This is a genomic window from Bradyrhizobium genosp. A (assembly GCF_049949275.1).
GTDB lineage: Bacteria > Pseudomonadota > Alphaproteobacteria > Rhizobiales > Xanthobacteraceae > Bradyrhizobium.
This window is the reverse complement of sequence record NZ_CP188196.1, coordinates 952,765-978,941: the sequence shown is the minus strand read 5'-3', so window position 1 is coordinate 978,941 and position 26,177 is coordinate 952,765. Positions and strand designations below refer to the sequence as shown.

General features: G+C 58.1%; 23 protein-coding genes and 1 tRNA gene. 10 read left to right on the top strand and 14 right to left on the bottom strand.

The genetic code is table 11. From position 1 onward, the window contains the following. Positions 1 to 194 precede the first annotated feature (194 nt). Both ACP2YP_RS04445 and ACP2YP_RS04440 read left to right on the top strand, forming a co-directional pair. Positions 195 to 374: a hypothetical protein gene (locus ACP2YP_RS04445; RefSeq protein ID WP_426422542.1), complete on the top strand. Its 180-nt coding sequence runs from the start codon at positions 195 to 197 to the stop codon at positions 372 to 374. 819 nt (positions 375 to 1,193) lie between these two features. Continuing rightward, positions 1,194 to 3,671: a DNRLRE domain-containing protein gene (locus ACP2YP_RS04440; protein WP_426422541.1), complete on the top strand. Its 2,478-nt coding sequence runs from the start codon at positions 1,194 to 1,196 to the stop codon at positions 3,669 to 3,671. A gap of 500 nt (positions 3,672 to 4,171) precedes the next feature. Here ACP2YP_RS04440 and tnpC read toward each other — a convergent pair whose 3' ends face one another. The 4 genes from tnpC to ACP2YP_RS04420 form a co-directional block, all read right to left on the bottom strand. Beyond that, positions 4,172 to 5,761 (bottom strand): IS66 family transposase, encoded by a 1,590-nt coding sequence (gene tnpC, locus ACP2YP_RS04435; RefSeq protein ID WP_426419161.1) that lies wholly within the window; start codon positions 5,759 to 5,761, stop codon positions 4,172 to 4,174. 69 nt (positions 5,762 to 5,830) lie between these two features. Then, positions 5,831 to 6,184, bottom strand: coding sequence for an IS66 family insertion sequence element accessory protein TnpB (gene tnpB / locus ACP2YP_RS04430; RefSeq protein WP_061876445.1), 354 nt, complete (start codon positions 6,182 to 6,184; stop codon positions 5,831 to 5,833). Further along, positions 6,181 to 6,603 carry a transposase gene (locus ACP2YP_RS04425; protein ID WP_426419162.1) on the bottom strand — a complete coding sequence of 141 codons (423 nt, stop codon included), beginning with the start codon at positions 6,601 to 6,603 and terminating at the stop codon, positions 6,181 to 6,183. The genes tnpB and ACP2YP_RS04425 overlap by 4 nt, the downstream gene beginning before the upstream one ends. 198 nt (positions 6,604 to 6,801) lie before the next feature. Beyond that, positions 6,802 to 9,273, bottom strand: a complete 2,472-nt coding sequence (locus ACP2YP_RS04420; protein ID WP_426422540.1) for a putative bifunctional diguanylate cyclase/phosphodiesterase — start codon at positions 9,271 to 9,273, stop codon at positions 6,802 to 6,804. A gap of 610 nt (positions 9,274 to 9,883) precedes the next feature. On the opposite strand from ACP2YP_RS04420, the gene ACP2YP_RS04415 reads away from it, so the two are divergent. Then, a complete protein-coding gene (locus ACP2YP_RS04415) occupies positions 9,884 to 10,171 on the top strand; it encodes a DNA -binding domain-containing protein (protein WP_426422539.1) in 288 nt (95 codons plus the stop codon). A 374-nt stretch (positions 10,172 to 10,545) separates the two neighbouring features. On the opposite strand, the gene ACP2YP_RS04410 is transcribed toward ACP2YP_RS04415, so the two are convergent. Further along, entirely contained in the window at positions 10,546 to 11,574 is a 1,029-nt protein-coding gene (locus tag ACP2YP_RS04410; protein WP_426422538.1) for a hypothetical protein, read from the bottom strand. A 364-nt stretch (positions 11,575 to 11,938) separates the two neighbouring features. Here ACP2YP_RS04410 and ACP2YP_RS04405 point away from each other — a divergent pair, with 364 nt between their 5' ends. Both ACP2YP_RS04405 and ACP2YP_RS04400 read left to right on the top strand, forming a co-directional pair. Continuing rightward, entirely contained in the window at positions 11,939 to 12,118 is a 180-nt protein-coding gene (locus ACP2YP_RS04405) for a hypothetical protein (protein WP_426422537.1), read from the top strand. A 108-nt stretch (positions 12,119 to 12,226) separates the two neighbouring features. Further along, positions 12,227 to 12,748: a hypothetical protein gene (locus tag ACP2YP_RS04400; RefSeq protein WP_426422535.1), complete on the top strand. Its 522-nt coding sequence runs from the start codon at positions 12,227 to 12,229 to the stop codon at positions 12,746 to 12,748. Positions 12,749 to 12,809: 61 nt separating this feature from the next. Here the strand turns inward: ACP2YP_RS04400 and ACP2YP_RS04395 are convergent, their stop codons facing one another. Next, a complete protein-coding gene (locus tag ACP2YP_RS04395; RefSeq protein WP_426422533.1) occupies positions 12,810 to 13,430 on the bottom strand; it encodes a hypothetical protein in 621 nt (206 codons plus the stop codon). A gap of 597 nt (positions 13,431 to 14,027) precedes the next feature. On the opposite strand from ACP2YP_RS04395, the gene ACP2YP_RS04390 reads away from it, so the two are divergent. Next, a complete protein-coding gene (locus ACP2YP_RS04390) occupies positions 14,028 to 14,843 on the top strand; it encodes a hypothetical protein (protein ID WP_426422532.1) in 816 nt (271 codons plus the stop codon). A gap of 348 nt (positions 14,844 to 15,191) precedes the next feature. Here the strand turns inward: ACP2YP_RS04390 and ACP2YP_RS04385 are convergent, their stop codons facing one another. The 6 genes from ACP2YP_RS04385 to ACP2YP_RS04360 all read right to left on the bottom strand — a co-directional run bounded on the left by ACP2YP_RS04385 (position 15,192) and on the right by ACP2YP_RS04360 (position 19,925). Continuing rightward, positions 15,192 to 15,707, bottom strand: a complete 516-nt coding sequence (locus ACP2YP_RS04385; protein WP_426422531.1) for a hypothetical protein — start codon at positions 15,705 to 15,707, stop codon at positions 15,192 to 15,194. Positions 15,708 to 15,731: 24 nt separating this feature from the next. Then, positions 15,732 to 16,274 (bottom strand): hypothetical protein, encoded by a 543-nt coding sequence (locus ACP2YP_RS04380; protein WP_426422529.1) that lies wholly within the window; start codon positions 16,272 to 16,274, stop codon positions 15,732 to 15,734. Positions 16,275 to 16,567: 293 nt separating this feature from the next. Next, entirely contained in the window at positions 16,568 to 17,776 is a 1,209-nt protein-coding gene (locus ACP2YP_RS04375) for an HNH endonuclease (RefSeq protein ID WP_426422528.1), read from the bottom strand. 107 nt (positions 17,777 to 17,883) lie between these two features. Next, positions 17,884 to 18,243, bottom strand: a complete 360-nt coding sequence (locus ACP2YP_RS04370; RefSeq protein WP_426422526.1) for a Pepco domain-containing protein — start codon at positions 18,241 to 18,243, stop codon at positions 17,884 to 17,886. Positions 18,244 to 18,305: 62 nt separating this feature from the next. After that, positions 18,306 to 19,379 carry a CHAT domain-containing protein gene (locus tag ACP2YP_RS04365; RefSeq protein ID WP_426422525.1) on the bottom strand — a complete coding sequence of 358 codons (1,074 nt, stop codon included), beginning with the start codon at positions 19,377 to 19,379 and terminating at the stop codon, positions 18,306 to 18,308. A 213-nt stretch (positions 19,380 to 19,592) separates the two neighbouring features. Next, positions 19,593 to 19,925, bottom strand: a complete 333-nt coding sequence (locus ACP2YP_RS04360) for a DUF3768 domain-containing protein (protein ID WP_426422524.1) — start codon at positions 19,923 to 19,925, stop codon at positions 19,593 to 19,595. A 129-nt stretch (positions 19,926 to 20,054) separates the two neighbouring features. On the opposite strand from ACP2YP_RS04360, the gene ACP2YP_RS04355 reads away from it, so the two are divergent. The 3 genes from ACP2YP_RS04355 (at position 20,055) to ACP2YP_RS04345 (ending at position 21,912) form a co-directional block, all read left to right on the top strand. Further along, complete coding sequence (locus ACP2YP_RS04355) at positions 20,055 to 20,252, top strand: hypothetical protein (protein ID WP_426422523.1); 198 nt, start codon at positions 20,055 to 20,057, stop codon at positions 20,250 to 20,252. Positions 20,253 to 20,921: 669 nt separating this feature from the next. Further along, on the top strand, positions 20,922 to 21,269 hold the full coding sequence (locus ACP2YP_RS04350; RefSeq protein ID WP_426422521.1) for a hypothetical protein: 348 nt from the start codon (positions 20,922 to 20,924) through the stop codon (positions 21,267 to 21,269). A 10-nt stretch (positions 21,270 to 21,279) separates the two neighbouring features. Next, on the top strand, positions 21,280 to 21,912 hold the full coding sequence (locus ACP2YP_RS04345; RefSeq protein WP_426422519.1) for a hypothetical protein: 633 nt from the start codon (positions 21,280 to 21,282) through the stop codon (positions 21,910 to 21,912). A 967-nt stretch (positions 21,913 to 22,879) separates the two neighbouring features. Here ACP2YP_RS04345 and ACP2YP_RS04340 read toward each other — a convergent pair. Together ACP2YP_RS04340 and ACP2YP_RS04335 are read right to left on the bottom strand one after the other, a co-directional pair. Then, positions 22,880 to 24,163, bottom strand: a complete 1,284-nt coding sequence (locus ACP2YP_RS04340; RefSeq protein WP_426422518.1) for a site-specific integrase — start codon at positions 24,161 to 24,163, stop codon at positions 22,880 to 22,882. 133 nt (positions 24,164 to 24,296) lie between these two features. Further along, a tRNA-Met gene (locus ACP2YP_RS04335) sits at positions 24,297 to 24,373 on the bottom strand. Between the two features lie 400 nt (positions 24,374 to 24,773). On the opposite strand from ACP2YP_RS04335, the gene ACP2YP_RS04330 reads away from it, so the two are divergent. Then, positions 24,774 to 26,150, top strand: a complete 1,377-nt coding sequence (locus tag ACP2YP_RS04330) for a coniferyl aldehyde dehydrogenase (RefSeq protein ID WP_426426467.1) — start codon at positions 24,774 to 24,776, stop codon at positions 26,148 to 26,150. The last annotated feature ends 27 nt before the right edge of the window (positions 26,151 to 26,177 follow it).

Sequence of the window (26,177 nt, the reverse complement as noted above, 5' to 3'; positions counted from 1 at the left end):
CGCCCGGAGATCTCCACCACACCAACCCCATCCTTCTTCAGGCCATCTCGCACCGTGCGTCGGTTGCATGGCTGCAAGTGCTGAAGCACTGCTCCACTTCGTTTCGGTCGCGGGCGATGCACCCGCCACCTTCGTCGCAACGGCCTCCGTCAGAAGGCCGCGATTGGCGCGGTCAGAAAACGATGGAGGAAACAATGCAAGTACTGACAATCACCCAACTGATGCGCTTGACGCGGACAGAACTCTGCGCTCTCGCGGCGCGGATCACGACCGAGCTGGCAATATTGTCCGAAGGCTCGTCCGAACGGGAAACCGCGCTCACGACCCTGCGCAACATCCGTTTCGTCCTGGCGCGGCGCGATCTCTCGCCTTGAAAGGCGAGAACGGCCCCGCTTCTGGTGAAGCGGGGCCGTTTCGGCGCGGCTAAGCCCCGCTGGAGGCGCTCCTGGCGGGGCGGATCATGAGCTTTCCTGAGATCATGATGCCGGAGCGGGAAGGGGCGTCACCGAACGGCCAAGACCCGCCATCCCTACTCTTCCAGTATCTGCGAGACTTCGTGACGCCAGTGAAGCGGCAGAATAGAACCTAGGTCCCCCAGCCCAAAGGACTCAGACACATGCACGAGCTCACGCCGCACCTGGGCTCGTCGCTCTGTATTTCCAATTTCGCTCGACACGATCGACAATTTGAGCCAAGTCCGAGCGCTCAACCTGGTAGCGTATCGTTTCGAGCGGCTCAGACATCGTGGGGATACCAAACGTTCCCGTGCTACAAGGCGAAATACCCCAGGCGTACTTGAGGCTGTTTGATGCCAAATGCTTGCTCGGTGTGTCGAAGATAATGCGTTGCAATCCATGCGCCTCAAAGAAGCGTTCCATCGCCCGAAGGTAAGAACGATACCGATCCCGCGTCCGCGATGGTCTGCACTCCAGATGTGAGCGTGCATGATTGCGCTTACATTCGGCTCTATGTGGGTCAGTTCGTGCACGCCTATGCTTATGCCCCTTAGGCGAGTGGTGCCAGGTCCCACTCTTTCGGCTGGTCAGCTGCAATCCGTCGGAGAAGGGCGCTTGGACGAGGAATTTAGTCGTCAACTCCAGGCAAGTTGCACGCATCAAGATCTGACTTGTTGCTATCTTTAACGCTTGGTTACGGTCTTCTTTTTTTATTATTTATTATTGGGGAAGCATTTCATGTCCACGCAACTGATTGCCGTGCCGCCTGACCAGGATATTTGGACGACTAGCGTTTACTCCTATGCACCTGGAGGAGGCGGACCAGGCGGGGGACTGGCCGACGATCTGCTGAAAGTGGGCGGCTGGGGCGACTTATATTATTCGCTGTTGAAATTCGACCTCTCTGGATTACCGACAGTCGCTAGTGACGTCGAGCTTCGCTTGTATGATCTCAACGCTAACGCCGGAACACCCACACCTCTTAACCTGTATGAGATTACACAAGCTTGGAACTGGCAAACACAAGGGACTGGCTCAGATCATGATCGGCTCTGGTGGGCAGACCAGCCGAGCGCGGCCCTTGTAAGCACAAGCGTCTTACCCGCCCCGGCCGTCGGAGCTTACTATTACATAAACATCACGAGCTTATATAACCAATGGCAGAGCGGTTCACTTCCTAACTACGGGATCGAACTGCAACCCACCAGCAGTTGGGACAATTTCGACATATTTGCGAGCTCACGCAACTCGAATCCAGACTACCAGCCGGCATTGATCATTACGTCATCCAGCGTGAACCATCCGCCAGTGGTTGACCTCGCGGATTCGACCGTCGCCGCTACGATATCCCACGCAATCAAGAATGGGCCCGGCGCTTTGACGAACGCGAATGGAGTTGATCAAGCGACCGGCGTAATCATCTTCCAGGACCCAGATACGTCGGATCGGCCCACAGGCTCAATCACAACCCAAACGCTTGTCGTCAAAGACAACAATGGAAATTTGGAGAGCCTAACTCCCAGCCAAACCTTGACGCTCGATCATGCCTTCACAATTTCAGCCGAGGCCGGGAACACCAATAGCGGCAAGATCGACTGGACGTTCAGTGCGCTCAATCAATCGCTAGGATTTCTGCAGCCGGGCGATACCGTCGCGCTTACATCTAGGATCCAGATCGATGACCACCAGGGTGGCTCAGTCTCGCAAGATGTGACGGTTAATCTGGTTTTTGATCCATTTATTGCCTTCACTGACCATGTACCTGGGCATCCCACTGCTGCCGACGTGGTCGGGGCTGCGCTGCAGTATCGAGGCAGTCTGTGGAATTCTGACAACTGTACCGGATTAGTTTGGGCTGTTTCCGAGGCAGTGGCTCAGCCATTCGGCGTGAAGGCCTCGCGGATCGGATTCGATTTGAATTCGCTACACGTCCCAGACCCCGCGCTAGGCTCCCCAAAAGGCTACGTCGTTCCCCCGAATGTTCCATCGCAATACGGAGAGTGGATCACCGTCGAAACGTCAGACTGGCAATCCGTTGTCCAACCAGGAGATCTCGTACGCATTCCTGGCGGCGCAAACCTTCCGCACGATATGGCGGGTCATTCCTTTATTGTCATTTCAAAGGACAGCCACGGCCATTGGCTGGCCATCGATAACACCGACCCAAACCACCAACCAGGCGTGACGGGACCGATTATCGTTACTGAGCACACTTTCAATGACAACCCGAACAATGCATTCGAGCGGGATGTGCTCGATGCAAATGTCGCCTATGTCAGCAGACTGGAATCCGGTCCAAGCAGCTCTTTCTCAGGCGCAACAGTTACGGGAACGCCAGGGCAGCCGCTCAACTATGGAAACGCCGCCGCGTTTCTGGATGGAAGCCAACTACAGAATCAAACCATCAGGGCGGGGAACGGAAATGACTTCGTCGCAGCCGGATCGCACGATGCCATCAAATTGGGTCAAGGCAGCGACACGGTGCAGGCGGGAAACAACGACGCGATCTCTGCTGGAAATGGCAGCGATCAGATCACCGCAGGCTCCAGCAGCATCATTACACTCGGCAATGGCAACGACACCGTCGTCGCCGGGTCGAAAAGCACGGTGGTTGTCGGTAATGGTAACGACACGATCAGCGTCGGCCCACACAGCAGTGTAACAGTTGGCAACGGAAACGATCTAGTTGCAGCGGGAGCAGGCAGCAGTGTAACGCTTGGGAACGGTACCGACACGGTAAAGGCGATCAGCTCGCTGATCCACGCCGGCAATGGCAACGACACCATCGTCGCCGTGTCGAAAAGCACGGTGGTTGTCGGTAATGGTAACGACACGATCAGCGTCGGCCCACACAGCAGTGTAACAGTTGGCAACGGAAACGATCTAGTTGCAGCGGGAGCAGGCAGCAGCGTAACGCTTGGGAACGGTACCGACACGGTAAAGGCGATCAGCTCGCTGATCCACGCCGGCACCGGCTACGACACGTTCGTGTTCGTCGGTAATTTCGGCCAAAGCACCATTACGAACTTCAATGCAAAAAGGGATACGATCGAGTTCGATCACTCGAAGTTTGCAAGTATGGCAACGATCTTTGGCGATATGTCGCAGCATGGAGCGAACGTCGTTATCGACGACGGTCATGGCGACACCCTTACCCTAACCGGGCTTTCAGTTGCACAATTGCAAACGCATCAGAACGACTTTCATCTGATCTAATTGACTTCGCTCAGCCTGTACGATGGCTGCCTAAGTATTGAAACGTCCCTTGCGAAGCGTTTCTCGACGATGCGTCCTCCAAAAACAGCTGCGCGAATTACTCGTCTGAATCGCTCGAAGGAACCAAGTGGGTGGATATCGCGGTCTTCCGCGATATCTGAATCGTTCAATTCCAAGTGCGTGCGAACTGCTCGGCATATTCGTAATGAAATTGGCTCCTCTTCGTCGCAACGCGCCTCCGCCAGAAGGCCGCGATTGGCACGGTCGAAAAGCGACGGAGATCTTCCCGTGAAACGAGGCTCGCTTGAGCCAGCATAGTAGCGGGACGTCCAAGTTGATTGTGGCGACGTGTTGCGCATCGACGCTTTAATTCGTCGTTGGTGCGTCGGTTTTTCGACGGATTTCACCAAGCCCGTCGTCCGCGCGTATCAGGGGGACGCAGCCATTGGTATTTCGGATTTCAGAGAAGCCAAGTTGATCGTAAGCGCTTAGCCGTCACCCTATTGAGGCTGGCTTGACGCCTTGCGGAATCGCCACGGCATGAGGTCGTCGATCCTGCTACGGGGATGGCCGTCGATGATCGCCTCGAGTGTTTCTGCGATGTAGCCGGCCGGATTGACGTCGTTGAGCTTGCAGGTGGCCACGATGGATGCAAGCAAAGCCCAGTTTTCTGCCCCGATTTCGTGACCGGCGAAGAGAGCATTTTTCCTGGTCAAGCAAACTGGGCGGATGGCGTTCTCGACCGGGTTGGTGTCGAGCTCGAGACGTCCGTCTTCGAGGAAGCGGGTCAGCCCCTGCCAATGATTGAGCGCATAGCGGATGTCCTCGGCGAGCGTCGAACCGCTGGAGATCATCGACAGTTGTTTCTCGAACCACGACTTTAACGCGGCTACCATGGGCAGCGAGTGCTCCTTGCGCGCGGCCAACCGGATGTCCGGCGATGAGCCGCGCACTATGGCTTCGATGGCGTAAAGCTGCGCGATGTGCCGAACGGCGGCCTCGGCGATCGGAGACTTGCTGTTGCGCACCAATTTGACGAAGCGCCGGCGCAAATGGCTCCAGCAGTGCACGAGCGTCCACGGCCCTTGTGGTCGGGCGACTTCAGTTAGCCGGTCATAACCGCCATAGGCATCGCATTGCAGAAAGCGTCCGTTGAAGCCGTGCAGGAACTCCTCAGCGAAGGCACCACTGCGACTGGGGGCATATCGGAACAGCACGATCGGCGGACTTGGACCGCTGTGGCCACGGTCGTCGGAGACGATCGCCCAGAAGTAGCCTTTCTTCGTTTGGCCTCGCCCCGGATCGAGTACTGGCGCCGTGGTCTCGTCCATGAACAGACGATCCGCCATGGCCAGGCGACGGCGCATGTGGTCCGCGATGGGCTGAAGATGGAAGCAGGCGCGACCGGACCAGTTGCCCAGTGTCGCCCGATCAAGCCGGATGCCCTGGCGCGCATAGATCTCGGCCTGACGGTAAAACGGCATGTGGTCGCCAAACTTGGAGACGACCACATGCGCGATAGCCGCTTCGGTCGGCAGCCCGCCGGGCACGACGTGTTCCGGTGCGTGCGCCTGCGCGACAGGGCCCGAGCAGCGGCGACAGATGTATTTCGGGCGGCGTGTGACCAGCACGCGCCATTGCGCCGGGATCACGTCGAGGCGCTTGCTGACGTCCTCGCCGATCTTCGTCATGGCGCCGCAACCGCACGGACAGAGCGTGCTCGCAGGCTCGATGATCCGTTCCACCCGCGGCAAATGAGCAGGCAAGCAGCCGCGATTGCGATGAGAACCTTGATCCGGATCGCTCCGCGATCGGCCCTGGATGACCTTCTCGGCTCTCTCCTGCGCCGCGTCCAGAATGCCTTGCGCGATCTCCACGTCTTCGAGCGGCAAATGGTACTGATCTGGTCGTAGCTTCTCGGACTTCGAGCCGAACTTGTCGCGTCGTAATTCGCCGAGAATGACCTCCAGCCGGCGCCGAGCCTCCTCCGACGCCGCCAGCGCCCCCTGATGCTCGCTCAAGGCCGCCTGCGTTTGCGCCAAAAGCGCTTTCAGTTGTTCATTTTCGTCGCGCAGCGCCGCGATGCTCATGCGCTATTTCGAGCACATCGCCGCCGCGCGTGCCACGTTCAAAATAGCTTCCGAGTCATTCTGCCGCAGTTATCCAGCCGCCTGGGGACGCCGCGCTTCTTCCGGGCGGACTAACCTCCAATCCAGCCCCTCGAACAGGGCTGCGAACATCGCCGGCGATATGCGCATCACGCCGTCTGCGATCGTTGGCCAAACGAACTTGCAACCTTCGAGACGCTTGTGCACCAACACCAGGCCCGTTCGATCCCAGACCAAAATCTTGATCCGGTCCGCTCGTTTCGATCGGAACACGAAGGCTGCGCCGCTGAACGGGTCGAGACGAAGCATCTCCTGCACCTTCGCCGCAAGCCCATCGTGGCCACAGCGGAAGTCGATCGGCCGCGTCGCGATGTAAATCTTCAGATCGGCACCGGCCGCGATCATCGTGACGCTCGCACTGCGCGGATCACTCGGGACAGCTGCTCGCCAACTATGGCTGTGTCGGTCCGCAGCACGACATCGCCGATCGCGATCTCAAGCTTGATCGCCGGAACGTGACGCTCCTCCAACCCGCTTTCCACGACCAGCGGTGCGAATGTCGACTGCGATGCCTCGCACGGCGCCAACATGCCTCGCAGTCGAAAGCGTCGCCGCCAATCGTAAATCTGCCAGCGCGTCGCTCCGTGCTTGCGCGCCACCTCGGACACCTGGGCACCGGGGAGCAAACTCTCGGCCACGATCCGGGCTCTCTCAGCCTCCGAACGCACACGGCGCCCCGACGGTCCTTCAAGAACCTCCAGCCGGCTCACCGACCCTGCCGATGAGCCGTCCAAATGGACGTCTTTTTTGCTGTCCAATCCCATCCCAAACCTCCGTCCAAGCCGGAGGCTTCTTCGCACAGCTGTCCCGATCCCGAAGCGAGGGTTCCCGCTTAGCGCTTACAGTTGATCCGGAGCGCGCCGTGAATTCAGACTGCGCGGCAAGAAGCGGCGACCTTGAGGACGTCGGTCGATCCGTCTATGCGAACCCGTTCTTGCCAGCGTTCTTTGTGCTCAAACCCTTTATGCTGCCTGCACCGCTCTCGTACCGAAACGAAGCAATAGCTGCTCCACCTCGGTGGCCGGTTTCGCGGCGCTGAACAAGAAGCCCTGCGCCTCGTCGCAGCCCTCGGCACGCAACCAGTCGAGCTGTTCGACGGTCTCGACGCCTTCGGCGGTTGTTGTTATGTTGAGGCTGCGGCCGAGAGTTGAGATCGCACGGACAATGGCGCAGCAATCGGAGCGTTTCGCGAGATCGCTCACAAATGAACGATCAATCTTGATCTTGTCGAAGGGAAAGCTACGCAAGTAGCTGAGGCTGGAATAGCCGGTCCCAAAATCGTCCATTGAGATCAAAATCCCCAGCCCGCGCAGTTGGTGCAGGATCGCGAGATTGAGCTCGGTTTCAGCCAGGAAGACCGACTCGGTGATCTCGAGCTCCAGCCGCGTGGGCGTCAAACCCGAGTGAGCCAGTGCCGCAATCACCAGCTGAACCAGGTTGCGGCTGCGAAATTGAACCGGCGACAGGTTGACGGCGACTTTGATCTGCGTCGGCCACTTCGCTGCTTCGTTGCAGGCTTCCCTCAGCACCCACTCGCCAAGTGACACAATCAATCCAATGTCTTCCGCCACGGGAATGAACTCCGCCGGCGAGACCATACCTTTCTTGGGATGGCGCCAGCGTAGCAACGCCTCGAAACCCGATATCGTGTTGGTTGCGACATCGACGAGGGGCTGATAGTGCAGTTCGAACTCGCGATTTGCAAAGGCGCGGCGCAGGTCGAGCTCCATCTCGCGCCTCCGCTGCGCCTGCCGATCCATCTCGGGCTCGAAAAAGCGGTGCGTACCGCGCCCGTCCTGTTTGGCACGATAAAGCGCCATATCGGCGTTGCGCATCAGCTCCTCGCTGCTCGCGCCATCGCCCGGCGCGAGCGCGATCCCGATCGAGGCAGCGATCACCAATTCGTGGCCGTCGATTTCGTAAGGCGCGCTCAAGATCCGAATGAGCCGGGACGCGAAGTCGCCTGCCTCTTTCGGAGAGGGGTCGTTGGTGAGGATGACGGCAAACTCGTCGCCGCCCAGCCGCGCTGCCACATCATTTCCGCGCACCTGCTGGCGCAGCCGGTCCGCCACCTGCTTGAGGAGGCGATCACCTACGGGATGCCCGAAGGAGTCGTTGACGTTCTTGAACAGATCGAGGTCGATGCACAACACCGCGACGCGCTTGCCTGGTGAATTGCCGCCTTCAAGTTCTTCGCGTAGCCGCTCCTGGTAAAGAACGCGGTTGGCAAGGTTGGTCAATCCATCATGGTGCGCCATATGGGCGATGCGAGCCTCAGCCATGCGCCGCTCGGTGACATCGAGCACCGCAACCAAATATCCTTCGCGCCCGTCGAGGGCGAGGCGTCGTCCGAACGTCAGGACACAAATCTCGCTGCCGTCCGCTCTCAGATTGAGCCAATGCCGTTCGGGGTGGAAACTATCACCAACTCCCTGCAGCGCTTGCGCGTAGCTGATCCACTCGTCCTTGGGCCAGATCTCTTGAATTTTCATCCGCAAGAACTTCTCTCGAGTATAGCCGTAATGGCGGACAGCTGCGTCGTTGACGTTGAGAAAGTCCATCGTCTCCAAGTCGAACACCCACATCGGCATCGGATTGCTGTCGAACAGCAGCCGGAACGAGGTCTCCCGCCGTCTCAAAGATGTAACGTCGGAAATGACCAGCGAAAGGATATCGCCGAAGGCGGACACCCCCAACCGCAGGCTGCAATCATCGTTCTCGATCTCGAACTGGCTGCCCTGGCCACTCGCAAGCGCTGCGCACAGCCGCGCCGTCACCGCCGCCGAACAGAGGAGATTGTCTGAACGACTCAGACGCTTCCACTGCAGGTTTTCTCCCGCCAAGCCGAGCAGTCTCGCCGCGGCCGGATTGTGGTGCACGACTTGAAAATCGGACGGCTTGCCGGTCGGATCGCGAATGGCCGACAGCGCAACGACGCCATCATCGGTCTTGGAAACAATTGCATCGAGGAGGTTGTATTGCCCCTCGCGTTCATTGACGTAGGTGCCAACCAGAGCGTCCCCCCAGCGCGAGAGCGTCGGCAACGCCAGCACATCATAGGTCCGTACCATGCCATCCCGCACGCAATGCGCGGCGCCGAGATAGGGTCGCTTGTTGACGATCGCGTTCGAAGCTGTCTCGCTCAGGACGGTTGCGCAATCCGGAGGGAGCGCTTCCATGGGAATGTCCCAGCGTTCATCGCCCAGCCACTTCTGCGCATAACGCCCGGTGCGCGAAACGGTAAATGCGTTGCTGTCCCTCCTGAGCAGCACCATGTGATCGGCGAGCCGCCCGAGGCTGCCCAACAGAACGTCTTCATAACGGGGCAGCTTTTCGCCGGGCTTCAGCGCGGCCTGCCATTTACGCTGCAGGACCGGCACGTCTTCGAACATCCTCGCATTCGTATTGTCGGCCTGCTTCCTGGCGGCACCCATCGCACATCTCCGAGACCCAAATTGTCTGCCGGCGATATCAAACGGGTGCGAATTTAACTCGATGTGAACAAGCTGGATAACCCGCCGCAAATAGACGATTACGACAGTTCTAAGTCGACCGATGGTTAGCAGATGCGAGTCATCGCACACAAAGAGTTGTGGCCCCCGCGCGGCTTGCTTTGCCTGAATCCGCTCGAAACTCAGTATTCCGGCTGCGAAGCAGTCAGCAATTTACCGCGAGTCATCGTCGAGATGCGATCCGTCGCAGAAAAACCTCCGAAAACGCAGAGAGTACGACGCAAATCTGCGCGCGAGCGGCCAGTCGGAACGCGGCCGGTCGGAACGAAGGCTCCGAGCGCCGGCCGACGCATCTTGTCTCGCCGAACGACCAGTTCGGTCGATTGAGACCATGGTTGCTTGCTAAACCCGCCAAATGCCAGCGGCTGCTCAAGCCGAGCTCACCGTTGATTGTCAGCGCGCGCTCTCGCTAATTCGGCTCACCAACAGGGTGATGCTCTGGGAGCACCACGTGGTGCATAAAACGGGACTATGCGTCACGGCCTCAGCCCGGCAAAATGCCGGATGACGATCAACCAACCCTGGACGACGAATGCGAAAGATCCCGCTTGATCCCGATGTGGCCGACAGAGCGCCGTCAGATCCGTCTGCGCTGACCCCTTACGACCATGCGCATGGCATCACCTATTTGCGCATGCTGGATGCGGATGCCGAAGGCGCCGACTGGCGCGAGGTGACGCAAATCGTGTTGCACATCGATCCCGCGCGTGAGCCAGCCCGCGCCCGGCAAGCCTATAAAAGTCACCTCGCCCGGGCCAGATGGATGACCGAGATTGGGTACAAGCTGCTGTTAAGGTACGGCTGGCCCACATCGAACTGAGCAACAGCACTCCTAAACGGCGTGCGCCCGAGGCGCATCGCCCAGCAGAAATGGCACCCGGCACGCGTGAGCATAGCGACGGCAAAGCCGGCACGCGGGACCGAGTGTAGCGACGAGACCGGTTAAAAGGGCACCCGGGACAGGGGCAGTGATAGCGGTCGCCGAAGGCGAGCCCCTTTCCCGAGTGCCCCCGGCGACGAGCACATTATTCTTGCGCGATGGGATCGTCACCGAATGGCCAAGACCCGCCATCCCAACTCTTCCGGGATCTGCGGGGCTCGGTGAGCGTGCGCATAGAGCCAGCTCCGGCAAAGCCGGACGCGCACAAATAGTTGGACGCAAAAACGAAAAAGATACAACACCTCGCCTGAGGTTCAGCGGTCGCGCAAACCTGTACAAGCCGCGACCGTCTTGCCCGAAAGACAGGGGCACGGATCACTGCTCAAAAACTGCTTCCGATAATTCTTCACGACACCGTGCGCGAACCGGCGCGTCAGGCGCGTTGCTCGATCTGCCAGGGAAGCGATTTCATCCAAAGTTATCGGCATCCTGACGATGATATCGCAGCAAACGTCAAACAGTTTTTCCCGAATGATTTGCTGATCCGCAAGCCCCTTATAGGTCTTTGGTCCCAGTCCGATACATCGGGTCAAGTGACGCGTTCCGTGAGCGTCGATCGAGGACTCGGCCTCCAGCGTTGCTCCCCAGAGATCGCCGACATTCGGGTGCAAATACTCGCAAAGGACTTCATAGACGAGTCGCGTGCCGGCGACGGTCTTTTCAAGCCTGTCAACGGACTTGAGGATGTTGTCCGGAAGAGCGTTGGCGATGTTCGGCTTCTTGACGTATTGCACGTCCTTGACGGACGTTGTCCGAAAATCGGATTTGACCAGCTTGGCCCATTCACGCTGCGTCGCATAAAGTGCTTTGTGAATAGTCTCGCTCAGCTCCAGGATGGGCGTCAGTGGACCATCCAGTGGAGCATCGCCAATTCTTTTCAGCAGCGCGGCGGTTGCGACCGCATGCGCGATGCGCTCGATCAAGCCGCGCAAGGCTGTGTAAGTGAGGATGATGTGACCGGCCCTAAGACCAGCGAGCGTAGCTTCAGCCAATTCAACGCCAGCAACGGCGGCGACTTTCGTGAAGGCCCGTAGCTCCGAAGCGGACTCCGCCTGATTATAAACGGAAGCCCGCATTTCCGCGACGGAGGCCACAGGCTGCGGACCAACCTCGCCACCCTTGATCCACAGAGCGTAGGCTGCCGAATAAGGCAACGACTGGGCGGCGCTAACAAATCGAAACCGATGCTCTGGTTGCGCGTGCGGCACCAGTTTTGCGATGGTCGTCTCAAGGACGTCGATCAACCTATCGGTCGCGTTGGCGCTCGGTTCTGAATACAGCATTCGCAACTCGTCCCGTTCGTTTCAATTCGTCTCAGTCACGTGAAACTCCAGAGACCCAAGGTTAAACGTGTTCAAATTGTAGCATGGCAGTTGGAGCCGCACATCCACGGTCACGGGCAGCCGTGCTCAATATCAGCACCTGCTTCCTCCATCTCCACCACACCAACCCCGTCCTTCTTAGGCCATCTTGCACCGTTCGTCGGCTGCATGGCTGCAAGTGCTTCCGCCTACGCCAAGGCTTCGGCGGACGAGGAAGCACTCCTCCACTTCGTTTCGGTCGCGGGCGATGCACCCGCCTTCTTCGTCGCAACGGCCTTCGTCAGAAGGCCGCGATTGGCGCGGTCGAAAAACGACGGAGGAAACAATGCAAGTGCTGACAATCAACGAACTGATGCGACTGACACGGATCGAACTGCGCGCTCTCGCGGCGCAGGTCACGAACGCCTTGCCGGGCTATCCGGAAGGCTCGGTCGAACAACAGAATGCGCTTATGACCCTGCGCAATATCCGCTGGGTTCTCGCGCGACGCGACTTCTCACCTTGACGGGTGGGCAGCCCGACAAGGGTTCGGCCTCGCGAAAAATTATCGTCGAAGGATTCACAATCGAACCCGCACCTGCCATAGTGCGGAATCGATAGCAGAGCAGCCCCGATGACGATCAATCGCCGTACTCTTCTTGGTGGGCTTGCCGCCGTAGCGGCCATTCCGTTTGGCTTGGTGGATGCGGCTCAGCCCGTTCGCTTGTGGGGACCGGTTCGCCGTTGGGATGACGCTGCGCCTCATCCGTACCCCTATTATTGGACGCACCTTCGGCGTTGGCACAGAACGCGTTGGCACTATGACGAGACGAAGAACGGCGTACCGATCTTTCGTCACTGCGATAGCGGCCTTACCTACCTCGCGGTGGAAACCGCATGGTACGACCTGTTTTCTCCAGGCTGCACGGTCGCGACCGCCCTGCAAGAGATCCGGCCTGCCTCGGGTCTGCCATGGCGTCCCGGAGTTTCTTCCGACGAAGTCGTCGAGATCGGTTATGTCGCGGCAATGATGGTCTGGAACGTCGGAGCCTCGACCATGCGCCTGCGCCAATTGTTCGAAACGGCGGCCTATTGGGACTACAGGCTGCGCACTCCCGCGCTGGAAGCGCCGCCGCTGATCATCGAAGACGTTTAAGCGCCTTGGAGCGCGAGGAAGCCGCGCATGCATCGCATGCGCGGCTTCACGTTCGACGTGTCTAGAAGAGCGGTAGCTGGTTGCTATCGTCCTCTTTGGTCCGTCGTCTGGAGCGCATGAGCTCAAGAGCGACTTCGCGTGCAAACTCCTTCGGCGTTGGAGACGCTTTCACGTCCTCCATCGCAGCGAAGTAGTTCCGATAGCCGGTTTCGCTAACCGGTATCCGGCGAGGCGGCTTGTGCGGGCTTCGGAAGATGAGCTGGCCCATGTCGGCCATCCAGTTCGGCTTGTACTCGACGACCATTTTCTGGGCCTCGACCACGATGGTGAAGGTGGTGCGCCGGTCAGGGACCGGACCGGATTCACCTTCCTGCGCCGTGAGGGGGCGCTCATTGAGCGCTCCCGTTAGCGACCCGAAGGGGCACGCGGGACCGAGTGCAGCGACGAGACCGGTTAAAAGGGCATCCGGGATAGGGGCAGTGATAGCGGTCGCCGAATGCGAGCCCCTTTCCCGAGTGCCCCCGGCGAGGAGCGCCTTAGCTCTTGCGCGAAGGATCGTGACCGAAAGGCCGAGACGAAGACTCGGTGAGCGTAGCGAGTAGAGCTTGGCCGGCGACGCCGGACGCGCCCCTTCCCGGATCAAGACAAGAAGAGGAAGGATCGCGATCTCGAACCGAGCCACCTGGATCGCTAGCCACAACTCTAAGTACGTCTTTAAGTAATTGTCATCTCGACGTTAACATAATTCGACACAGTAACACTACAATAACGTTATGCATCATTTCTTTCCGATTTGCGCGCCCTTTGGCGATCAAAGCTCTTTTGCCCAAAGAGACCCCCTAGGCGCTTCTGCGTTATCTGGCAGTCGAACTGCACATGCGCGAGCAGCCGTAGTGAGGCAGATATCGAACGCGACACAAACCACGCCGCCTCCGAAATAGACATGATTTGATCCCTCGCTTGAATTCTTCCTACTGGAACCGGCTTGCTCACCCGATGCTCTTGGATTGCCAAATGATTAGAGGAGCTTTCTGACTACGATTTGAAGGCTTCGTCAGTGGAAGACCGGCAATCGCCCCTTCCTCATCGCTGCTTCTTCGGACGCCCGGACGAAGCGCCAACGCTAATCGCGCTAATGCACCAAACGACAAAGAACTGAGACAGACAAAACTGTCGTTAAACCGTCGTGCCGGGGCGGCTACTATGGCGCGGTTGATGCGGCGCTATCTAACACCGTTAGATAGAGTTATCTTTTTGCCAGGATTTCACGGGGGAAGCGATGTCGAAGGTATTTGGAGAGGGCATTTATAGCGCCTATCGTCAGAACGGCATTTTGCATGTCAGGGCGACGGGCTTGAAGCCGACGGCGCAGACAATCGTTACTCTCGAAGAACTGCCATTCCTGATTTACCCGCCTCGGCTGGGCCTGATGTTTGAAACGGACGGGATCACAAGCCCGGTTGTTCTTCCGTTCGACGTCGAGCGGGCGTTCCCAAACTATCCGTCCTCCGCCCAGGCGGTAAGCATTGTGGACAAGAATGGCGTCCATACGATCGATATCGTGGAGAAGCCGGCAACGGCTCCAAGCCTCTTGGTCGCTGATCCCACTGTCGCCGAGTTCGTGGTTTATCAGCAGATCGGCACCAACCACTACCTGATCGCCAAATCCGACGATGTCGTCCTCGCGATCTATTACAAGGTGTTTGGGCCAGATACCTACGCCAACTGCCAGGCGTACGTTGCCGAACATGCAAGGCCGATCATTCCTTCGGTTGAGGTCGTTCCTGGCACATTTGCGGCATGGATCAACCGGCAACCCGGCATCGACGCCGGTCCGAAGTTCGTCGCGACGGTCGATGTGATCGTCGAGATTGATTGGACGGTCACGCTGATTTCCGCCGTGCCTCAAGGGTTCAACCCGTTGATCAAGCTTTTGAGGTTTGACGTTCAGTTGCCGGCCGGATCCGTGCACAGCACTGCCATGATCAAACGGACTTTCCGCTACGAGGAAGCGCCCCCACAACATCCCTACACCGACTCCACGATCGAGAACGGGCCGGGCTCGATATCGACGCCTGTCAGGGAAGTGGTCTGAATCTACGCGGCGGGAACTGAGCAGGATCCAGGCACGCGGCTCCTGGGTGCCGCTTGGTGGTTTCCCATAGCCACCGCAGATCCACGCATACTTGCGGCCCTCGCAGGAGTTCGAGATGAATTTCAGAATTGCGTTAGCCCTTCTGGGCACGTTGATGCTGGCGCCTTCGGCTTGGGCCGATCCTGATGTGCCAATTCCGCTTCGATCGAAGCAGGCATGCAAGGATTGCCCGTTCCCCCTTACGCTGAACTGCGTTCCCTCGACCGACCCGCTTCTGGGAGGCCCGGGATCAACGAGCTTGCGGTGCCAATTTTTGCAAAAGCGCCGCCGCGCACCGGTGAGAGAGCTTCACTGCTCTGCTGCTGGGGGCTCGGATACTCCGTTTCCGTTGCGATGCAGCGTTGAACAGTGACGTGCTGAACCAGAGCCATATTGGAGGGACAAATGACGACGCTTCTTTACGATCATGTTATTGCGACGTTTGACGACAGTATTTAGCCGACGGGTACCATTCATTGGGGGCGCAGCGGCGGATTGATCCCGGTCCCGATTCCACACGTAGAGATGAAGAAGCTGCATCACGAATTGCATCTCGTCATATATGGCCCGACCGGAGCGGATGTTGGTCATTGTCTGCAAAGCGCTGCGGTCGTTGGTCTCATTGCCGGCGTCGTCGCTGCTTACGCGACGGGCGGCGCCGCGCTCCCGGCAGCGGAAGCGGCCTTCGTGGGCGCGCTGGAGGGATGTCTCGGCGCCAACTTCTCCGCGACATTCAATGACCAGTCCCACTGGATTACGTGGGACACCTAAAACCGGTCGCAAATCGGGCAAAATCTCGCACAGCGTGGCTTCGGTCTTCGCCAAAGACCGAAGCTATCGCTGCGTCGGTCAAACCCACGGCGGGAGAGACTCCGCAATCGGGCGGACCATCGGGTTGCAATGTGCGTCGTAGACGAGTTCCCCAAGGTCGATCGGGTCGCGGGCTCGAAGACGTTCAGAGAAAATGGTACGCGTTGCTATGATCGCTCCCGCACCCATCTCGTCAATCAGTGACTGGTCGTAGCCATACGGAAATCTCTGCTTCAGAAATGTCCACAGCTCCTCGTTGAGGGCGCAAATCGCTTCGAGCCCTTCTCGCTCGCTTGCGGTGCGAACCAGTTGCAGCGCCTTCGGGACCCGTAACCCGAACTCGGTCCTCGTCTCCGTCGCCTGGAAGACGATCCCGCTCATGTAGTGCCGGTAGAGCTGCGCCAATCCCCGATCATCATACTGCCAGCAGCTCACATGCCACCTCTGGATGTTCGGCCGATAAGGCGCCGGCAACTCGTCTTCATCCCGATAGACCTTCCCGTACAACCCGGTATCAGAAGCCGGAGCGGTCAAATCCGCGCTGTCGGCGAGGCTTCCGGGCAAGTGGCGGCAGTTGTCCATGAGCGCTCTATCCTCCGGCGTATATTCTCGACCTAAGCAGATTCGGATCCGACCACGAATCTCCGATGATTGGCTAGGCCGAATGCCCGATATAGCTCAGCCCACAATCTAGCGGCCGAGTTCGTAGCTAACGAGCCGCGCGCCTTGGCGGAGCTCAGGCGTGGCGAGAGGAAGCCTTGGCGGGTGGGCCGACCGGAAAAGCCCCGTGACGAAGGAGAATCGGCCACCGCAGCGCAAAACCCGCTCCTGGCAAGGGCTCTCTGTAGAGATTTGGAGCCCCATTGCGGGATGTTCTATCCGGGTTTCTTGCGCGCCGCTTGCAGGCGCGAGACGATCTCGTCGCCCGTTACGCTTTCGACATAGGGCAAGCCGAGCGCATGCAGCGCAAGTCGGTGGGCGATTTCGGCGGCAATGTTCTGCCGAAGCAGAGGGTCCGTGATGGGTTCATGTTCATCGACGATGCCATGTCTCTCGAAGACGTCGGCAACAATCCGATTGACCTCGCGTTCTCCCTGCGTTTCGACATGATGCCGCATGGTGCCTTCAAGGCGTTCGCGAGCTCGTCTAAATTCATCCGTATAGTCGGGGCTATCGAGCCACGCGAAATCGATGTCGATTTCGTCGGCAATGGTGTCGCACCATTGCCCTGGCTCAAGCGGGTTGGAAACCAGCCCGATGCGCGCGTCCGGCGTGCCGCCGGCCTCGGCCAGCACGACGTGCCAGCTCATAATATTGTAGAGCGTAAAGTGCGCGACGACACGACCTGACTCGTCGCTGCGCACATAAATCAGATTGAAGAATTTGCCGAATCTTCGAGTCAGCTCTTCGCTTTGTGGCAAATAGCGCGAATCGAGATGTGCGCGGGTCAGGTTAAAGGTCTCGTCTCCATTCACAATGAATCGTCGCACGGCTTCGTAGTGCGGCGTTTTGATCTCGTCGTTTCCGGTCAAGGTTGCCCAAAGCACAAGCGCCGATTTGGCGGCAGACCGAACCGCCAACGGCCCGCCGAACCCAAGGGAGTGATGTACGGTATCGGGCCGACGTTCGACATAAGAGCCGGTGGTTGATTTCAGGATCTGCAATACCTGTTCTTCCGAACAGCGAAGCTGTGCTGCAATGTGCGGGATGTACGGCGCGATTTCCTCGACCGATTTGGTCGTGACTTGGAGCTCGAAACGTCCGTCCTGCAGCTTGCGAACCGAGAACGGCTTCGCAACCAGTTCCGGTGTACCGTCGTTCATCAGATTAATGACATCGCCGCCTGACTGAATTTTGCGCAGCATGGGTGGCTCGTTACCTGTTCCCGAGTCCAACTGGAGCATGTTGCGCAGGACGGCGACCTGATTGCCGACCTCCTTGTCGATTGTGCTTCCGAACGTGCCATTGCACGCGGAGCAATCGACGCGCCTTGTTGTTTTGCGGCCTCCAAGCGCGTTGAGCAGAATGTGCTCAGGTTTGGTAGCCTCGGTCAGTTCATTGTCGCAGAAAATGCACTTTGCCACTTATTTTCCTGTGCCTTGTTCGCGCATGCAGTCGTTCTGAATTTGCGTCGGCCCGTGTCAGCCCGGACGCTTCTCGGGTGGGGGATCCCAATTCCTGGTATCTTGGACTAGCTAGTGGTGGGCTTGGTCACCCCTCCTTTGGGTGGACGCTTGAGCCGCAGCGTCAGACTTCCTTTTCCGCCGACCTTGGCCCCATTTCCTAAAAGACCAATTTGCCCCTCGGCCGACAACTCGAGTTCGATGTCGAGTGAATCGACGTCGAACGAGCCGATAGTATCAGGCATCTTGAGCGATCCCTCCAATGCCGCAATCACTTCCTGGAGGCTCGATCGAAGCTTGTCCACCGGGATGTCCCGAATTGAATCGCCCATCAGGCTGTCATCCCGCTTTCCCATCACGGTTTCGCCCGAAGATTTTGGCCTCCCGGCAGGCGTAGTGCCATGAGTGATGACGAGAACTGAGGTCATATTGCTCTCCTTAGATTGCCCCGATTGTGAGTATGGTCGGTTCTTGAATGAGGTCTCGTCAGCTACTTCGTCTCGCGAAGATCTGCGATAGCGGTAGCAATAGCTTGCGGAATTCCAGGCGGATGCAAACTCCTATAACGCGCCTCAAGCGCGTCGCCGAGCATCGTCGATAACGTGAACGTGCGGTCGTCACCATAGACGCCCACAGCGTACACTCGGAAGTCGCCCTCTATATCCCAAGCCTCCTCGGCAAACACCAGGCCCTGTTGCTGCGGCATGTCTCTCACGACCGTGCAGAGCGCCTGCTGAAGCGTTTGTTTGGGATTGATGCTGTCGGGATCGTCGGTAAAAAAGACTATCTGTCGAGTGCCCGATGGATATCTGAGAATCCCGAAGCGGATTTCATAGTTGTCTTCCCTGTCCCGCGTCGGATTCTTTTTCGTGAACTCCGCAACAAAGCGAGGCTCATGGTGCAGGATTGCCGTTGAAGGGTCGACGCTGGCAAGGTGGCAAATGTCCATCTCAGCAGTGCCGTCGCTGTACCCTCTCATCACCTGTTTGCACACCGCAAAAGCTCGTGCCACTGATGCACCATCAAGTATGCGCTCGTAGAATGAAACGGCGGTGGCGCGCGCGGATTTCACGTTGATTGGGGTCGTGCTTCCAATAGAAATTGGCACCCCCTGTTTCAGCTTATCGGCGATTTCCCTTGAGTTGCAGGCGTTCAGGTAAACCAGACGAGGCGGTGACACATCGCTCAAGAACGTCAGCAACATTTCGGCGTCGAGCCGGATCTCTTCATTCTTATGGTTCGCAAGGAACAGGGCTTTGTCAGATCCGTGGGCGGCGATGTGAAGTATATCGGGCTTTTGTTGGTGCAATGTGCTCGCCAAATCCTCAAACTTCAGACTTGGCATGGCAACGAATTCAACGGAGGTGGCGCCCAATACGCGTCGCTGAATTTCGGTAATCTCTGGGCTGAGGTCCAACATCTCCTGACTATCGGGGTTGGCCGCGATATAAAGAATCTTCATGGAAAAGCCTTTGAGGCCTTGAAAAGCAATATATAGCGCCTTCAAAGCGACAATCGCATGAATAGAGGTTAAATCGGCTATCTCGCAATGATTGAGCCGCAAGTTGTGCCCTTGAGAGGAATGACGGCCGATCCGACGGTAGGATGGTCGGGGTCGCAATCTCGCCGAAAGCGGCGAAGCGTAAGAGCGATGACAGGTACGATCCCAATCCGTCCCGGTATGGATCGCTATGCGAGATATCTCAAAGGCTAGTCTCTCATTTCTTTCGCAATATCGGCGGTCGGGTCGCTCGACCCGACCGCTCTCTTTTCGCCGTCAATATTCCTCGGCGAGCATGATCGTCAGGACACGCGAGGTTTGAGCGGGATCGGACGGATCGTTCGAGCCGTACTGAAGCGAAAGGTCGTAGTAGTCGATCTTCCAGAAGAGCTTGGTCTCATCGATAGTGATTGATCCGAAGTCGTGCTCGCCGTAGGGATCGTTCTCCGTCGTGAACACGTCGAAGCTTCGCACAAGAGCAAGAGTCTTGGTGGTGAAAGGTTCTCCAAGTGCCGATACTCCGGCGGTGAAGCAAGTCCGCCCCCCGGTGAGGGTCTTGCGAAAAGCGTCGTTGAGTTGCTGGACTTTGGAAGTGTAAGCGGATGTCATCATGCGGCTCCTTGGCACTGAGCCCGCGCCGATCGCGGCCTCGATGCCCGCCCCAGAGCCAAAGCGAACAAGCGGGACGGTCACAGGCTGACGAAGTCACCCGAAGGGCGTGGAGCTGCACGGAACGCAGTGGAGGAAGCGAACGGCCTTGACTGGCCCGCGCGCTTTGGCACACAGGCGGCACAAGAGAGGACGGTTGGTTGCGGTGCGCCACTGGCGCTGCATGAAGAATTTGATTTCACCCGCAAGGACTGCGGACAGTTCACGACGCTGCGCGAACGGCTTTCCAGGAGGGCATTGCATCAAGAAGAATCAAGACGGGGCTAAACCCCGGAGGAACCGCGCTCGGCAAGCGGCGCTCTCCTGACGAGCCGGTAAACGTCTCGTTGAAGATGAGCACGTACGTGCTCCCAGAACAAAGGAAGCAAATCCGTTCTTGCTTCGATTGCCTGGGCGCGGCATGATCCTCTCTCCAGATCGCGAGCCGCCAGCATAGCTTGCGTTGGCCGTTCGGATACAGAAATAGATGACAAGCCTTTTTAGCCGGGTTCGCCAGAACCCGCGCTGGGCCGAGGCCATTAAGCGGCGTTAGCGGTCAAGGTGTCAAATAGGCCATCGACAATGACCTAGATTGGCCGGGACGGTTCGAGCCAACAAAATATCGCTAGACTTGACCAAATGATGTTGATTTTGCGAACGGTTGCACGATATAAAAATTCAAGTTTTAATCGATTTCCTCCACCATATTGCGGATGTCCCCTTGCGAAAACACGTCAAAGACATTGAGGACTGGAAGCTGAACGGCGGCCTCAATCGGTTCATTGAAAAGTTGACTCAACAGTACCTCGCCCGTCGTAGTTTTTCGAAATACGACGTTCAAGTCGTCCGGAAAAAGATTGAGCTCGAGTTTAATTTACGCATCAACCGAGGCCTACTTTTCGGCCCGCCGAAAAACTGAGCGGGCCGTTTACCAGCTTAAACACGTGCGAGGTACTTATGTCGGCTGCAAGTAACGGTCATGGACCACGGCTTGTCAAATATCGTGCCAGTCGAAATAAGAAGAGCTTTCGAAAATCGCTGCGTCCTCATATCCGAGAACTAGCTGAAAGCTTCTACAAAGAAGCAGAAATTCCGATGGACTACTTTGGCCTTTTGCGGGTGGTGGACGGTATTGTTCATGACGTCTTCCGCAATGTTGAGACCGCAGACTTTAATTCCGATAACGCTGTGCCAAGTGTCGACCAAGAAAACCTTGTCGACTTCCTGCACTCGCAATTGGAAAAAACACACAAGGAAAAGCCATTCAGCTTCCTCACAGGCAGCGCGGGTTCCCAAACACCCTGAGATCGCCGCCGTGTCTAAAAACAGCTCAATAATTGGAACGTCTGCTAAGCGAATAGATGTGGCGGCGACTTGGGACAAGCTTCTCAGAATTCGTCGACTCGGCGTGGACAAATTTTCAAAGTACGCCCTGGTTTTAATCCCGATCGTCGCATCGTGCGTTTTGGTCGCTAACAAGCATGGCCTCGCGATCCAACTTCCAGTCTTTCTACTGAAGATCTACGCGGCGACTTTTTTATTTTATATCGGCTCAACGCTTGTAGACATTTTCGGTCCCGAGGAAGTGAAAGAGTATCATACTTATGAGCGATATTCGGAATCCTGCCTAAACGAAATCCTGAGGGTCAGCGACGCGATGGCCAATCGTCAAACGGAGGATGAGGCGCAAACAAAGGAGCTCAGAGGTGCGATGGGCGCTGAAGGGGCTACCGACAATGATCATTTAGTGGGAGCTTTGGAACGGCTTTCGATTGCGGAAGTCCGACGCTTCTTCGAGGACGATACTCCATCTCGTTGGAATCAAGCAATTCACTCTAACTCGTTAGCTCGTGCCTTGGCAGCCGCATCGTTCGTCGGATCGGCATGTATAGGCTTTTACGCAGCCGCTATCGAAGCGCCGTTGCACGTTATCTTGTCGGCGATTTAAGCTTCGCGACCTGAACTGGCTTTGATCGTGTTTTAGACCGAACTGCTTGTTGAATATGTTTGAGGGTGATGTCGCGCGCACACTCCGCGACGCGCGTCGCGAGTTGTGCTCTCGATTTCGCACCGGCTGACTTGAGGCGCCGAGCTATGTCTTGGGCCAGATTTCTTGTTTCCTTTTCAATATCAACACCCGATCTGCGCGCACCCATGAACACCTCCATGCAAATGAATCTGGATTCGTATCTTAAGGTCGTACTCCTGATTTGTCTAGATATGGTAAAGAAATTGCCTCAACTACCATTAGGAGCCGCTAAAGGGACACTTCATTGCAACCCAGCGGGTCTAAGTTATAAAAAAAACCGCCCGAAAGGCTCCGAACGGTCACGCTTAGACACGGCTCTTGCAGCTTTCCGTCGCATTTTCCGTCATCCCTCTTCGATAAATCGGCACTCTTCGTCCGCTATTTTTGCCGTCCTTCGCCGACGTTAGCAAGCGCCGCCATCGTCGGGGTATGATGAAAAGGTGCTCAAGCGGACATCATCATGCGGCTCCTTGTCACTGAGCCCGCGCCGATCGCGGCTTCGATGCCCGCCCCCGAGCCAAAGCGAACAAGCGGGACGGTCACAGGCTGACGAAGTCACCCGAAGGGCGTGGAGCTGCACGGAACGCAGTGGAGGAAGCGAACGGCCTCGACTGGCCTGCGCGCTTTGGCACACAGGCGGCACAAGAGAGGACGGTTGGTTGCGGCGCGCCCTTGGCGCTGCATGAAGAATTCGAATTGACCGTACAAGGACTGCGGACAGTTCACGACGCTGCGCGAACGGCTTTCCAAGCAGGAATTGCATTCACATGAATCAAGACGGGGCTAAACCCCGGAGGAACCGCGCTCGGCAAGCGGCGCTCTCCTGACGAGCCGGTAAACGTCTCGTTGAAGATGAGCACGTCCGTGCTCCCAGAATAAAGGGAAGCTAATCCGTTCTTGCTTCGACGGCCTGTCCGCGCTTGCGCGGTTTACGAACGTTGATGGACGAAGCATCGAGCATATCCTTGATATGCGCTGCGTAGAATTTCTGAATCATCTCGACACTGGTGCGGCAATTCTTTGCCAGTGCGTAGATGTCTGCCCCCTCGATAAGACGCAAGCAGATATAGGTGTGCCGTAGGCTGTATGCGGTGCGAGGCTTACCCTCGCGATCGAACTTCAGGTTCTCTTGTTCAAGAATTTTGTTGAAGAGGCCGCTGTGATCGCCGGGAAACACGAGGTCGGTTGGTTCCGGCAGCTTCAGCGGGGGCGGCCCCGGCAGGCGGGCCTTCTCTTTTTCGTTACGTGGCTTGCGGCCCTGCGGCTCCCATTTGCCGCGATTGAGCAGGCGCTGATAGGCCTTCACGGCTCCGGGCATGCTCTTGCAATAGCCAACGCCGCGCTTGCCGCGCACGTCAATCTCAAGAATGAGTTCGCCGGTCGCTTCGTCCTTCACCATCTCGATGTCGCGATGTTGAAGGTTCTTCGCTTCATCGGGCCGCAGGCCGGTGTTGGCCATGAACACCACGAAGTCATGAAGCTGCTCGGCATCCCAGCGAAAGCGATCCCTAATTGGCTGCCGCGCATATTGGCCGGTTGCCTTATAGAGCCGCTTGTATTCCTCAAGGCTGAACCAAGGCCGATGCTCGATCTTGCCCGATCCCTTATAGGGGGGCGACAGATCGGGCACATGCGCGATCCACTTTTTGCGGACCGCAGCCTTGAGCACGAGGCGCAAGGTGACGGTCTCGTCATGCAACGTGCTTCGCGCGGGAGGCTTGTGCGGCGGCGCGCTTTCGTCCGGCTTGGCGGCTTTCGCGCCAGGCTTTTTGCCCGTCATTCGAAAGACGCGATATTCCTGCGCCGTTCCCTCGTTGATTTCGGACAGACCCATGGGGCCGAAAAAGGGGAGCAAATGAAGCTTCAGGCGGATTTGATGGCCATCGACCCATTTCTTGCTGCGCTCGCCCTGGGTGATGGTCTCGTATTCGTCCGTGAAGATATCGGCTGCGTCCTGAAAGGTTTTCTCGCGCTTTTTGGAGAGGAGACCGGCGCGGGACTTGCCGCGAAGGGCCAAATACCAGTCTTCGGCGAATTGCTTCGCCTGGGGGAGATCCTCCTCCTTGGTGCTCTCACGGTATTGGCCACCCTCCATGGATGCGGAGCAGTGCCAGATACGGCCGCGCTTATAGACTTGGACTAAACCGCCGAGAATCTCATGCCTTGCCATGGCTTATGCCCCCCTGCACGAGAGAACATAGCACGAATCGGGGCGGGCGTCACGTTTGTGCTAGCTCTGTGCTAGGGCCTAAAATGAAATCAGCCGGTTAACGTTTTGCTAACTGGCTGATTTCATTGATGTTTGGTTGCGGGGATAGGATTTGAACCTATGACCTTCAGGTTATGAGCCTGACGAGCTACCGGGCTGCTCCACCCCGCGTTAAACCGTTGCGCGCCTTCAAAGAAAATGCCGGGGACGGTGGATTGAGGGCCGACGCCGTTGGCGTGGCTTGCTTCTCCCGTCCCGAAGGCTTCCCTGGAAGGCAATCCCGGGGCAAAGCCCATCGGGTGCGAGGGGTATGTACCAACCCGGACCGCCTTTGGAAAGGGCTAGGGGGACGTTTTTTTCGACTTTATGACAGAGCAGGTGCGCGGATTCCGGCCGATTTGCCACATACTTGCCAGAAGTTCCACAAACCGCCAGCTTGCGGCAACAAAACCAGCCTGCGGCAACAAAACAGAGGCGAAACGCCGATTTGGGGAGGACCGCCTTGGACAACGCATTGAACAGCCCCCTGACGAGCGCTCCGCTGGCGGCGCTCAACGAGAGCTTCCAGGCCATGGTCGCGCGGTCGCGGGCCGAGCCGGCGCCTGATTGCGCCGAGCGGCTCGACCGGCTGGCGCGGCTGCGTGCGGTGGTCGCGGACAACGAGGAGCGTTTCCGGCAGGCGATCTCGGCCGATTTCGGCCACCGCTCGGCGGTCGAGACCACCATCGCCGAGACGATGATGGTGTTCTCCGAGATCCGGCACGCCTCAAAGCACCTGAAGACCTGGATGGCGCCGCAGCGCGTGGCGACTGCGCTGCAATTCCTCCCGGCGCGCAACCGGCTGATGCCGCAGCCGCTCGGCGTCGTCGGCATCATCGCGCCCTGGAATTATCCGCTGCAGCTCACGCTCGCACCCGCGATCGGCGCTGTCGCGGCCGGCAACCGCGTCATCATCAAGCCGAGCGAGCTCGTGCCGCATTTCTCGGCGCTGTTGAAGGAGACGGTCGCGCAAAAATTCGAGGCCACTGAGCTGCTGGTCACCGGTGTCGAGGACGAAGTTGCGAAAGGTTTTGCGAGCTTGCCATTCGATCATCTCGTGTTCACCGGCTCGACCCGGGTTGGGCGGCTGGTCGCGGAAGCCGCGGGGCGCAATCTCACACCCGTTACGCTCGAGCTCGGCGGCAAGTCGCCAGCGATCATCGATGCCTCCGCCGATCTCGACGAGGCAGCCGAGCGCATCGCCTACGGAAAACTGCTCAATGCCGGGCAGACCTGCATCGCGCCGGACTATGCGCTGGTGCCGGAGGGCTCGTTGCAGGCTTTTGCCGAAAAGGTCCGCGCGCAGATGCGGCGGATGTTCGGCACCGATCCCGCCAACAAGGACTACACCTCCATCATCTCCGATCGGCACTATGCACGGCTCGAAGCGCTCGTCGCAGATGCCGCACAGCGCGGCGCAAAAATCCTGCAACCGGCCAAGGCGGATGATCCCAACTGGAAGGCGCACCGCAAATTTCCGCCGACGCTGATCGTCGGTGCGACCGAAGACATGGCGGTGATGCAGGAGGAGATCTTTGGCCCGGTGCTGCCGGTGCTCGGCACTCGCGATCCGGCGGAGGCGATCGCCTTCATCAACCGCCGCGACCGGCCGCTGGCGCTGTACTGGTTCGGCAAGGACCCCGACGCGCGCGACGAGGTGCTGGCACGCACGGTCTCCGGCGGCGTCACCATCAACGACTGCCTGTTTCACTTCGCGCAAGCCAACCAGCCGATGGGCGGCGTCGGCGCATCCGGCACCGGCGCCTATCACGGCGAATGGGGTTTTAAGACGTTCAGCAAGCTGAAGCCGGTGTTCTATCGCTCGAAGTTCAATCGCCTCGCCGATCTCTACCCGCCCTATGGCGGCAAGATCGCGCGGCTGGAGAAGATGATGCGGTTCATGTCGTAGCGACAGTCATTCCGGGGCGATGCGCAG